The 11,811-nt window shown below is 74.7% G+C and carries 8 protein-coding genes and 1 pseudogene; 8 read left to right on the plus strand and 1 reads right to left on the minus strand.

What is annotated here, in order from left to right:
- From DY240_RS26810 to DY240_RS26845, 8 genes and pseudogenes are all read left to right on the plus strand, one after another.
- A pseudogene (locus tag DY240_RS26810) lies at positions 1–312 on the plus strand (ADP-ribosylglycohydrolase family protein); the annotation flags it as partial.
- The gene (locus DY240_RS26815) at positions 245–1,450 is read left to right on the plus strand and encodes an ADP-ribosylglycohydrolase family protein (protein WP_119662729.1); all 1,206 of its coding nucleotides are present in this window, start codon (positions 245–247) and stop codon (positions 1,448–1,450) included. The pseudogene DY240_RS26810 and the gene DY240_RS26815, both read left to right, overlap by 68 nt.
- Positions 1,451–1,513: 63 nt before the next feature.
- On the plus strand, positions 1,514–2,851 hold the full coding sequence (locus DY240_RS26820; protein ID WP_119662730.1) for an ADP-ribosylglycohydrolase family protein: 1,338 nt from the start codon (positions 1,514–1,516) through the stop codon (positions 2,849–2,851).
- A gap of 23 nt (positions 2,852–2,874) precedes the next feature.
- Positions 2,875–3,735: a ribokinase gene (locus DY240_RS26825; RefSeq protein WP_199702544.1), complete on the plus strand. Its 861-nt coding sequence runs from the start codon at positions 2,875–2,877 to the stop codon at positions 3,733–3,735.
- On the plus strand, positions 3,735–5,681 hold the full coding sequence (locus DY240_RS26830; protein ID WP_119662732.1) for an SUMF1/EgtB/PvdO family nonheme iron enzyme: 1,947 nt from the start codon (positions 3,735–3,737) through the stop codon (positions 5,679–5,681). Before DY240_RS26825 ends, DY240_RS26830 begins: the two co-directional genes overlap by 1 nt.
- The gene (locus DY240_RS26835; RefSeq protein WP_119662733.1) at positions 5,678–6,865 is read left to right on the plus strand and encodes a CaiB/BaiF CoA transferase family protein; all 1,188 of its coding nucleotides are present in this window, start codon (positions 5,678–5,680) and stop codon (positions 6,863–6,865) included. The genes DY240_RS26830 and DY240_RS26835 overlap by 4 nt, the downstream gene beginning before the upstream one ends.
- The gene (locus DY240_RS26840) at positions 6,862–7,734 is read left to right on the plus strand and encodes an HpcH/HpaI aldolase/citrate lyase family protein (RefSeq protein ID WP_119662734.1); all 873 of its coding nucleotides are present in this window, start codon (positions 6,862–6,864) and stop codon (positions 7,732–7,734) included. Before DY240_RS26835 ends, DY240_RS26840 begins: the two co-directional genes overlap by 4 nt.
- Before the next feature lie 103 nt (positions 7,735–7,837).
- Positions 7,838–8,617, plus strand: coding sequence for a putative protein N(5)-glutamine methyltransferase (locus DY240_RS26845; protein ID WP_119662736.1), 780 nt, complete (start codon positions 7,838–7,840; stop codon positions 8,615–8,617).
- Positions 8,618–8,945: 328 nt separating this feature from the next.
- Here the strand turns inward: DY240_RS26845 and DY240_RS26850 are convergent, their stop codons facing one another.
- The gene (locus DY240_RS26850; protein ID WP_119662735.1) at positions 8,946–11,471 is read right to left on the minus strand and encodes a M14 family zinc carboxypeptidase; all 2,526 of its coding nucleotides are present in this window, start codon (positions 11,469–11,471) and stop codon (positions 8,946–8,948) included.
- Positions 11,472–11,811: the final 340 nt, after the last annotated feature.

The following is an 11,811-nucleotide window of genomic DNA, read 5'->3' on the forward strand; positions in this document are numbered from 1 at the left end:
CACGCCGCCGAGCGGGGCGGCGAGCGGCCGATCGCCGCCGTCACCGCCGCCGCATGCCTGCCGGCGCTGGCCGACAGCGCACCCGCGCTGACCGGCGCGCTCACCGGCGCGGCGCACGGGCTGAGCGCGCTGCCCACCACCTGGGTCGAACGGTGCCGGCGACTCGCCGGCTGCTGCGCGGCCGAACTCGCCGGCCTCGACCTGGTCGAGCTGGCAGGCTCCATCGAGGAGAGGGCTCTCGCTGATGCCGACCGCGAGGTCTCAAGCGGCGGCGAGTCCCACAAGGGAAAGGAAACTCGCCTTGACCAGTGACGCACTCATCGACACCGCGGTCGGGTGCCTGACGGGAGCCGCCGTCGGCGACGCGCTCGGTGGTGCGACGGAGGGCTGGTCGCCGCAGCAGATCCGGGAACGGTGGGGCGGCTGGGTCGAGGGCATCGTGCCGCCGTACCACGAGGACTGGCGCACCGCGCGGCCCATCGCGCCGTACCACAAGGGCGACGGCCACGTCACCGACGACACCCTCATGACCCACCTGATGGTCGAGGTGTACGAGCAGGCCGGCGCCCACCTGACGGCGTACGACGTCGCCGAGCGACTGGTGCCGTTGATGATCGGCCGCAAGGTCTGGATCCCCGAGCTCGAGGCCGAGGCGCTGCCGCTGCAGCGGGTGTTCCTCGCGGAGAAGTTCATGGCGCTGCGGCTTCACTGGGGCCACGCCGACCCGCGCGAGGCCGGCGTCGGCAACGCGGTGAACTGCGGCGCGGCGATGTACATCGCGCCGGTCGGCATCGTCAACGCCGCCGACCCCGACACCGCCTACGCCGAGGCGATCGACGTCGCCGGCGCGCACCAGTCCTCCTACGGACGCGAGGCGGCCGGCGTCATGGCCGCCTGCGTGGCCGCGGCGGCGACCCCCGGCGCGACGGTCGACGACGTGCTGGCCGCGGCAGTCCGGCTGGCCAAGGACGGCACGAGGGCCGGCATCGAGGCGGTCCTCGACGCCGCGGCGTCGATCGGGCACTGGACCGAGGCCGTCGAGTCGGGCAAGCTGCGCGCCGCCGTGGCTCCGTACGACACCGTCGGCGACGACTACCGCGACCAGGGCCTGGGCGCCCGGCGGCCGAGCCGCGTCCACACCATCGAGGAGCTGCCGGTGGCGCTGGGCCTGCTGGCCATCGCCCGCGGTGACTGGCGCGACGCCGTCATCGGCGGGGTCAACTACGGCCGCGACTCCGACTCGATCGCGTCGATGGCCGGGGCGATCGCGGGCGCGCTGGGCGGTCGCGCGGCGGTGCCGGCGGACCTGGTGACGGCGGTGGCGTCGGCCAGCAAGGTCGACCTCGTCGGCCCCGGTGAGCGGCTGGCCGCGGTGACGGCGCGGGTGCGCGCGGCCGACGCGGCCAGGCGCGCGGCCGTCGACCGGGCGTTCGACGGACTCGCCCCGTGATCATCAACCTTTCGGGCTGCTATGACGACACAAAAGGTTGATGATCACGGGAGGGGAGCGGGGATGAGGCTCACCTGGGTGCAGCCGGAGGACCTGGTCGGGCACGCCTTCGCCCAAGCGGACGAGGACGGCGTCGACGTCGCCGATCTGCGGGCGCGCTGGACGGCGGCGGGCGGCGACGACGCGCCGGTCCGCAGCGGGGCGTCGGACGTCCCGGCGCCGCCGGAGCTGCGGGCGCTGGCCGCCGAGCTGCTCGACGAGGTCGACGCGCGGCCGTCGCCGTACGACGCCGCGGAGCCGACCGACCTCGCCCCGATCGAGGCGGGCCAGACGCGGGCGCCGTCGGCCCCGGCGGCGTTCGACCGCGTGCACGGTGCCTGGCTGGGCCGGGCGGCCGGCTGCCTGCTGGGCAAGCCCGTGGAGAAGATCCCGCGGGCCGGCATCCGCGAGATCCTCGAGGCCACCGGACGCTGGCCGCTGAGCGACTGGTTCACCGCCGTGGGCCTGCCCGGCGACGTCGCCGCCCGCTGGACCTGGAACCGGCGCAGCGCGGCGACCAGCCTGGCCGAGAACATCGACGGCATGCCCGAGGACGACGACCTCAACTACCCGATGCTCAACCTCGCGCTGCTGGAGACCCGCGGGCCCGGGTTCACCACCGAGGACGTCGCCGAGGCGTGGCTGGCGTCGCTGCCGGCCGGCCGCGTGTTCACCGCCGAACGGGTCGCCTACCGCAACCTTCTGCTCGGCCACCTGCCGCCGGCCACCGCGACGGTGCGCAACCCGTTCCGCGACTGGATCGGCGCGCAGATCCGCGGCGACGTGTTCGGCTGGGCCCGGCCCGGCGACCCCGCCGGCGCCGCGGCGCTGGCCTGGCGCGACGCCGTCCTCAGCCACACCCGCAACGGCGTGTACGGCGAGCTGTTCGCGGCCGCGGCGTGCTCGGCGGCCCTCGTCGCGTCGTCGGTCGACGAGGTGCTCGACGCCGGCCTCTCCGTGGTGCCGCCTCAGTCGCGGTACGCCGAGGCGGTGCGGTTCGCCCGTGCGCTGCCGGCCGCGCACGGCGGCGACTGGGAGGCCGTCGTCGACGCCGTCGAGGCGCGCTACGGGCACCTGCACTGGGTCCACGTGCTGAACAACGCCGCCCTGGTGGTGGCCGCGCTGGTGCACGGCGGCGGCGACTACGAGCGGTCCATCACCGCGGTGGTCAGCGGCGGCTGGGACACCGACTCCAACGGCGCGACCGTCGGCTCGATCGTGGGCGCGCTGACCGGCGCCGCCGCGCTGCCGGAACGGTGGATCGCGCCGCTGCGCAACCGGCTGAGCACGACGCTGGCCGGTTTCGACGGCATCGGCTTCGACGAGCTGGCCCGGCGGACGGTGGCGGTGAGCGCGCCGTGATCACCGTCCTGGGCAGCGCCAACATGGACCTCGTGGTCACCGTCGACCGCGCGCCCGGCCGGGGCGAGACCGTCACCGGCCGCACGTTCACCACCGTCCCCGGCGGGAAGGGCGCGAACCAGGCGCTCGCGGCGGCCCGGGCCGGCGGCGAGGTCGCGTTCGTCGGCGCCGTGGGCGACGACGAGTTCGGCCGCGGCATCACCTCGCTCCTCGCGGGCGACGGCGTCGACGTGTCCGGCCTCGCCGTGAGCGACCAGCCCACGGGGACCGCGCACATCACCGTCGACGCCACCGGCGACAACTCGATCGTCGTCGTGCCCGGCGCCAACGGGACCGTCACGTCGCTGACCGACGCGCACCGGGCCGCGATCGACGCGGCCGAGATCGTGCTGCTGCAGCTGGAACTGCCGCTGGGACTCGTCGCCGAAGCGGCGCGGTACGCACGGTCGCGCGGCGTGCGGGTGATGCTGACCCCGGCCCCGGCCGTCCCGCTGCCGCCGGAGCTGTTGACCGCCGTCGACGTCCTCGTGCCGAACGAACACGAGGCGGCCCTGCTCGCCGGCGTCGCCGACCCCGTGGCCGCGGCCCGGTCGCTGGCCGCCGGCGGCGGGGACGTTGTGGTCACGCTGGGCGGGCGCGGTGCGCTGCGGGTCGCGGCCGGGGCCGAGACGGCGGTGCCGGCGTTCGCCGTCGAGGCGGTCGACACGACGGCGGCCGGCGACACGTTCGCGGGGGTGCTCGCCGTGGGCCTCGCCGCCGGCCTGGACTGGGACGACGCGCTGCGGCGAGCGTCCGCGGCGGCGGCGCTGTCCGTGCGGCGGCCGGGCGCGTCGTCGTCGATGCCGGACCGCGCCGAGATCGACGCGTTCCTGACGGAGGCCTGATGTTCAGCCCCTACCTTCCCCGCCCGATCGACCGCCCCGCGACGGTGCCGCTGGATCCGGACGCCGACCTGTCGGTGCTGGACGAGGCGAAGATCTTCGCCGCGCCCGACGACCCGGCCGACTGGCCGGCCTGGCGGGCGGCGCTCACCCGCTGGCGGACCGAGGCTCGGGAACGCGTCGCCTACGAAGGTTCCCGCTACGACGTCGAGCGCACCGATGGGTTCGTCGTCGCGCTGACCTGGCTCTGGGACGAGCTGCTGTATGACCACGCGGCCGGCCGGTTCGACGTCGACGGCTACCTCGCCGCGGCCGAGCGCGAGTTCGGCGGCTTCGACGGCGTCGTGCTCTGGCACGCCTACCCGAACGAGGGCATCGACGAGCGCGACCAGTTCGGCTACTTCGACGTGCCCGAGCTGCCGGACGTCGTCGCGCGGTTCCAGGCCGCCGGGGTGCGGGTGTTCGTGTCGTACTACCCGTGGGAGGAGTCGTCGCCGGAGTCCGTCGTGGGCCTCGTCGACCGGCTCGGCGCCGACGGCGTCTTCCTGGACAGCTCGAAGGAGGGCAGCGCGGAGGTGCGGGCCCGGCTGGACGCGCTGCGGCCCGGCATCGCGATGGAGGGGGAGTCCCGGCTGCCGCTGGCCCGCGTGCACGACCACACGATGTCCTGGGCGCAGTGGTTCGCCGACTCGCCGGTGCCGGGCGTGCTGCGGGCCACCTGGTTCGAGCGCCGGCACGTGCTGCATCACACCCGCCGCTGGAACCACAGCCACCTGGAGGAGCTGCAGTCGGCCTGGCTGAACGGCTCGGGGATCCTGGTGTGGGAGACGGTGTTCGGCGTCTGGGTCGGCTGGAGCGCGCGCGACCGCTCGCTGCTGCGCTCCATGCGCCGGGTGCAGCGCGAGTACCGCGCCTGGCTGCAGGGCGAGGACTGGACGCCGCTGGCCGACCACCCCGGCGGCGGCGCCGCGGTGTACGCGTCGCGGTGGGTGCACGACGGCGTGCCGCTGTGGACGGTGGTGAACCGCGGCGACGCCGAGTGGGACGGGCCGTGGCTGGCGGTGGACCTGCCGGCCGGGACGCCGTTCACCGAGCTCACGACCGGCGCCGCGCTGTCGGTGGGCAAGGACGGCGAGGGACGGACGGTGGTCGGAGGGCGGCTGCCGGCCGGTGGCATCGCGGCGGTGCTGGCCGCGGACGTCGCGCCCGGCGCCGTCGTCGTCGACCCCGACCCGGTGTTCCCGCGGCGTCCGGCGGTGCGCGTCGCAGCACCCGCGCGGGTGGCCGCCGACGCGCCGGAGGGGATGGCCCGGGTGGACGGCGGCCGGTACGACCTCGTCGTCCGGTACCGCGTCCGCGAGACCGGCCTCTACGACGAGGCGCCCTACGTCGACGAGTGGAAGCCGCTGCCGCCCCGGCTGCACGCGGCCGGCACCGCGCACCGCCGCGCCGAGCTGACGCCGTACGCCGTCGGCCGGACCGAGGTCACCAACGACGAGTTCGCCGTGTTCCTCGCCGCCACCGGCTACCGGCCGGCGCGTCCGGAACGGTTCCTGGCGCACTGGTCCGGCGGTGCGCCGCCGGCCGGACGCGGCGCCGAGCCCGTCACGTACGTCGACCTCACCGACGCCCGCGCGTACGCCGCGTGGGCCGGGCTGCGGCTGCCGACCGAGGACGAATGGCAGGTCGCCGGGGAGGCCGGCCTGCTGGAGCGCGGCGCGCCCGCCGTCTGGAACCTGACGGAGAGCGAGCACACCGACGGCCGCACCCGGTTCGTCATCCTCAAGGGCGGCTCGGACTGGGTGCCGAGCGGGTCGGACTGGTACTTCGACGGCGGCCGGCGTTCGCCGCACTTCTCGGCGAAGTACCTGCTGATGGGCGCCGGGCTGGACCGCTCGCCGTCCGTCGGGTTCCGTTGTGCCGTGGACCTTCCGGGGGTGACGTCATGAGCGGGCCGCTGACCGGGCTGCGCGTCGTCGACGCCGCGACGCTGTTCGCGGGGCCGATCGCCGCGATGCACCTGGGCGACATGGGCGCCGACGTCGTCAAGGTCGAGCACCCGCGCCGGCCGGACCCGTCGCGGGGGCACGGGCCGGCGAAGGACGGGCAGAACCTGTGGTGGAAGACGCTCGGCCGGAACAAGCGGGCGATGACGCTGGACCTGTCGCACGAGCGCGGCCAGGAGGTGTTCCGGCGGCTGGCGCGCGAGTCCGACGTCGTCATCGAGAACTTCCGGCCCGACACGCTGGAGCGGTGGAACCTCGGGTACGACGTGCTGTCGGCGCAGAACCCGGGGCTGATCCTCGCGCGGGTGACCGGGTTCGGGCAGGTCGGACCGTACCGGCGGCGCCCCGGGTTCGGCACGCTGGCCGAGGCGATGAGCGGGTTCGCGGCGATGACCGGTGAGCCGGACGGCCCGCCCACGCTGCCGCCGTTCGGGCTGGCCGACGGCATCACGGCGCTGGCGACGGCGTTCGCGGTGACGTCCGCGCTGCACGCGCGGTCGTCGAGCGGGCGGGGCCAGGTGATCGACCTGTCCATCATCGAGCCGATGCTGTCGGTGCTGGGGCCGCAGATCACGCGGTGGGACCAGCTGGGGACGGTGCAGCCGCGGACCGGGAACCGGTCGGCGAACAACGCGCCGCGCAACACCTACCGGACGGCCGACGGCCGCTGGGTCGCGGTGTCGACGAGCTCGCAGAGCATCGCCGAGCGGGTCATGCGCCTGGTCGGCCGGCCCGAGGTCGTCGACGAGCCGTGGTTCGCGACCGGCGCCGGCCGGGCCGCGCACGTCGAGGAGCTGGACGCCGCGGTCGGCGCCTGGGTCGCGGCCCGGACGCGGGACGAGGTGGTGGCCGAGTTCGAGAAGGCCGAGGCGGCCGTCGCGCCGGTGTACGACGCGTCGGACCTCGTCGCGGACCCGCAGCTGGACGCGTTGGGCACGGTGCTGCGGGCGGCCGATCCGGACCTCGGCGAGGTCGCGATGCAGAACGTGCTGTTCCGGCTGTCGGAGACGCCGGGGGCGGTGCGGTGGACCGGGCGGGCGCACGGCGCCGACACCTCTGATTTACTGAGCGAATTAGGGTATTCGTTGGATGAAATAGCGTCGCTCCGCTCCGAAGGAGTCGTATGAGCCTGGTCCTGACGCTGCTCTACGTGCCCGCCGACCGTCCCGACCGCGCGGAGAAGGCGCTGGCGTCGTCCGCCGACGTCGTCATCCTCGACCTCGAGGACGCGGTGGCGCCGTCGGCGAAGGATGCCGCCCGGTCGGGGGCGGCGTCCGTGCTGTCGTCGTTCCCGTCCGGTGGCGGACGCGAGGTGCAGGTGCGGGTGAACGCGCCGTCGACGCCCTGGAGCGCCGACGACCTCGCGCTGGTCGCCGGGCTGCCGCCGTCGGTGTCGGTGCGGGTGCCGAAGGTGGCCTCGCCGTCCGATGTCGCCGCCGTGCGGTCGGTGGTGGGGGACCGGCCGGTGCATGTGCTGCTCGAGACGGCGGCCGGGGTCGAGGCGGCGTACGCCATCGCGTCGGCGCCGGGGGTGGCGTCGATCGGGCTGGGCGAGGCCGACCTCGCGTCCGACCTGGGGTTGTCCGGCCAGGGCGTCGAGGACGGGCTGGCATGGTGCCGGCAGCGGCTCGTCGTCGCCGCGCGAGCGGCCGGACTGCCGGCGCCGGCGATGGCAGTGTGGACCGACCTCGCCGACACCGACGGCCTCGCGGCGTCGTGCGTGCGCGGCCGCGGCCTGGGTTTCGTCGGGCGGGCCGCCATCCACCCGAAGCAGCTGCCGGTCATCGAGGCCGCGTTCCGGCCCGCGCCCGACGAGGTCGCGCGGGCCGAGGAGGTCGTGACGGCGGTCGAGGCCGCCGCCGCGGCCGGCTCCGGCACGGCCGTCCTGCCGAACGGCCGCTTCCTCGACGTCGCCATGGTCGACCAGGCCCGCCGCGTCCTCGCCCTCGCCGACCGCACCGGGCCGGCGCCGCGCCCGTCACCTGACCTGCCCTGACGCCGAAGTTGATCGTGGAGTTGTTCGGCAGTTCCTGGGTGAAATGTCCGATTGATGGCCGAAGAACTCCAAGATCAACGGGGCGGACTAGGGTGGCGGTGTGCTGGATGAGCAGGTCGTCGCGCGGTTACGGGCCGCCGGGTGCGTGTTCGCCGAGGAGGAGGCGCGGCTGATCGGCGAGACCGCGTCCACCCCGGCCGAGGTCGAGGACATGGTCGCCCGCCGGGTGGCCGGCGAACCGCTCGAGCACGTCGTCGGCTGGGCGGAGTTCGCCGGGCTGCGGGTGGCGGTCGGGCCGGGGGTGTTCGTGCCGCGGCACCGCAGCGAGCTGCTCGTCGCGCTCGCGCGGCGGCGGGTGCGGCCGAGGTCGGTGGTCGTCGACCTGTGCTGCGGGACGGGGGCGCTCGGGCTGGCCGTCGTCCGCGGCATCGACGGGGCCGAGCTGCACGCCGCCGACGTCGACCCGGTCGCCGTCGCGTGCGCGCGCCGCAACGTCGAGCCGTCCGGCCGCGTCCACGAGGGCGACCTGTACGACGCGCTGCCGCGGGAGCTGCACGGCCGGGTCGACGTGCTGCTGGCCAGCCCACCGTACGTGCCGACGGCGGCGATCGCGCTGATGCCGCCCGAGGCCCGCGACCACGAGCCGCGCACCGCCCTCGACGGCGGCGGCGACGGCCTCGACCTCGTCCGCCGGATCGCCGCCGGCGCGCCCGGCTGGCTGACGCCCGACGGCGTCATGCTGATCGAGATGAGCGCGCGCCAGGCCGCGGGCGCCGTCGACGCCATCACCGGAGCCGGCCTGCTCGCGGCCGAGTACCACGACGACGAGGGCGAGTCGACCGTCGTGACGGGTCAGCGCGGCCAGCCGGCCGCCAGCGCCTGAGCCGCCACGCCGGCCTGCTCCGCCGCCGCCCAGGCCGGCCGCGGCGAACGCCCGGGCGGTCTCGAGGCCGAGGCAGCTGTTGCCGCCGGTGACGACGGCGACCAGGCCCTGTGAGGCGGGCCCTTTGCCATGAGCACCAATACGCACCACCCCGGCGTAGGGCGTACGGCATGGGTCTCCGAGCGGGGGAGTTCTGTTTCGAGGTGTAGACGCTGACGCCAACTGTTGGCAGCAGCGTCTACACGCCGAAACAGCACCTCTCCACGCCGCCCGGCGTCGGGGTGGTGCGTATTGGTGCTCATCGCGAAGCGCGCGCCGCGGCGGGGCGCTACTGCCAGAGGGCGTTGGCGACCTGGGGGAACAGGCCCTCCGGGTGCGAGCGGTAGAGCGGCTCGGTGGCGAACAGCGTGACGTCGGCGCCGCCGGCCACGCCGCTGACGACGACCGGCTGGCCGGCCGCGGCCTCCTGCCCGATCCAGTGGCCGGCCAGGAAGAAGCCCTCGCCGGCGAGGCGCTGATCGACGCGCACGCCGGCGCCGAGCCCGGTGAAGTGCCGCGGCGAACTGACGAACGACGACGGCAGCGCGTTGCCGGTGACCGGTGACGCCGGGTCGTTCTCCACGGCGACGATGCCGTTGGCGTCGGGGCGCGCCGCCACGGCCGACACGGGCAGCAGCGCGGCGCGCTCGTTGAACTGCACGCCGCCGTTGCCGCGCCCGACGATCGTCCCGCCGGCCGCCCGCCAGGCCGCGAACGCCGCCTGCTGGGCGGCGTCCAGCTGCGTCGGATTGAAACCGCCCATGGAGACGTACAGCGCGTCGAAGTCGGCGAACGCGTACGTGCCCGCGTTGAACCCGGCCGCGGTGACGTTCGTCGTCGTGAAGCCCATGCGGGCCAGCGCGTGCAGCTCGTCGGCCGGCGCGCTCGTCCCGACCCGGCGCACGTCGACGGCGACCGCGCCGCGGACTGCGGAGGCCGGCAGCGCGCTGAACGCGATGCCGTACGTCACCGCCGCCTCCTCGACGAACGGCCGCGCCGAGCCGGGCACCGTGAAGACGCCGGACGCCGTCAGCCGCACCACCAAGCCGTCGGCCAGCAGCGCGTTCACCGCCTGGACCCCGGCCAGCGTGTCGGCCGGGAACCCGAAGTGCGCGACGGGGTCGGGCGCGACCCAGCCGGTCGGCGCGACCGACTCGATCTCCGACAGCGCCCGCGTCTCCAGCGAGCCGCCGGCCGGCACCGTCGCGACGTCCGCTCCCCAGAGGTACGCCTGGCTCCACGCCGAGATGTCGTACATCGTCGGGAAGTTCGTGGTGACGTCGCGGCCGACGTCGAGGATGGTGTTGGCCAGGCCGCGCTTGGCCTGGAACATGTCGACGACGTACGAGCCGGCCGGGTAGCGCTCGCCACCTGCGGTGAACGGCCGCCGCGCCTGGTGCACCTCGACGTCGTTGTCGAGGAGGAACTGCGCCAGTCGCGCGGCGGCCGCGTCTCCGCGCCGCTCGGCCGGGATGACGTAGGCCCGCGGGTAGTCCTGCAGGAACGTCTTCCCGTTCTCGCCGAGCGCGAGCGACAGGGCGAGCTCGTCGTCGATCGGCCGTGACGACTCGCCGGCCTCGCCGCGCCGGAAGAGCTCCAGCTGGTCGGCGAGCAGGCTCATCCGGTTCTCGTGCGCCCAGGCGAAGTTGGCCTCGATGGTGGCCCGGGACACGGCGGTGTTGATGCGGGTGCGCTCGTGCCGGTCGGCGACGTCGGCGATGCCGCGCGGGTTCAGCGGGACCTCGACGGTGTGCCCGACGGCGCCGTGGTACATCGCGTACATCGGGGTGAAGATCGGCGGCCAGTCGTCCCAGCCGTCGGTCTGGTTGCGGAACGGGATGTTCACGGCCGTGACCCGCGGCTCGCCGAGCGCCAGCACCGCGGCCTCCATCGCCAGCCCGTTGCGGATCGCCTGGCGGATGTAGAGGTCGTACTCGTAGTTCTCGCCGTGCGGGCCGGTGGTCGGCTCGATCAGCGTCGTGCCGGTGTAGCCGTGCTCGTCCAGCATGGTCAGCGGCTCGTAGCGGATCAGCTGGGCGCGGACGGCGCGCGACTCCGGCTGCGAGGCGGTGATGTAGTCGCGGTTGATGTCGAACCCGTTGCCGTTGGCGCGGGTGCCGGCGACGCGGCCGTCGGGGTTGTTCGTGACGACCATCGCGACGACGTGCTGGTCGAGCAGGTCGACGACCTCGGGGTCCTCGGAGAAGGCGAGCTCGTCGAGCACCTGCAGCGTCGCGTCGGTGCCCTCCCACTCGTTGCCGTGGATGTTGCTGTTGACGAACAGCGGCGCCTTCCAGTCGTCGTACTCGCCGGCCTCGAGCGCGGCGATCGCGGCGTCGGGGTCCTCGGTGCGGAGGTCGGACAGCCGCTGCCACTCCGCCCACTCCGCGTCGGTCATCGGGGAGGTGACGACGACGAGGTGCAGGTCGCGGCCGAGCGCGGACTGGCCGATGATCTCGACGCTGACGCGGTCGCTGTCCTGCAGCGCCCGCAGCGCCGGCGGGATCGCGTGGTACGGCGTCAGGTTCAGCGGGATCGACGCGTCGTTCGGGTTCACCGGCACGTCGGCGATGACGTCGTTCCGCGGCTTGCCGGGCAGGTCCGCGGCCGTCGTGACGGAGAACGGCGAGACCAGCGCGTCGGTGCCGGCGGTATCGACGGACGGCGTCAGCGACGAGGCGGTCGAGCGGTCCTCGGGTTCGCGCACCACCGGCGCGATGGCGCCGTCGTCGGGGGCGGCCGGCGCGGACAGCGCCGCGGACACCGTCAGCAGGGCTCCGGCGAGGCCGGCGGCGGGCAGCGTGCGAGTCCACATACGGCGACCTCCGGGGAACGGCCGGGCTGATGAGGTCAGGTCATCCTGTCGTCTCCGGCGAGCGGTGACAAGAGGGTGATTTCTCCTGATTCAGAGTGACAAGACCGGCCGACTTGCCGTCAAAGCTTCCAATCGAGGCGATATCGGCCATAGGTTACGGGGCAACCCCGTCCGACCGGCGGGGTCTTGTCTTGCCGTACGACTGAATGAGGAGCGCCGATGACACGACCATCGAGAGCGCCGGGGAGGCGGGCCGCGACCCGGCGTGCCGCACTCGCCGCCACCGCCGCGGCGGCCCTGGCCGCCGGGACGCTCGGCACCGTCGCCGCCGGCTCCGCTG

It is taken from the genome of Jiangella rhizosphaerae, assembly GCF_003579925.1.
GTDB lineage: Bacteria > Actinomycetota > Actinomycetes > Jiangellales > Jiangellaceae > Jiangella > Jiangella rhizosphaerae.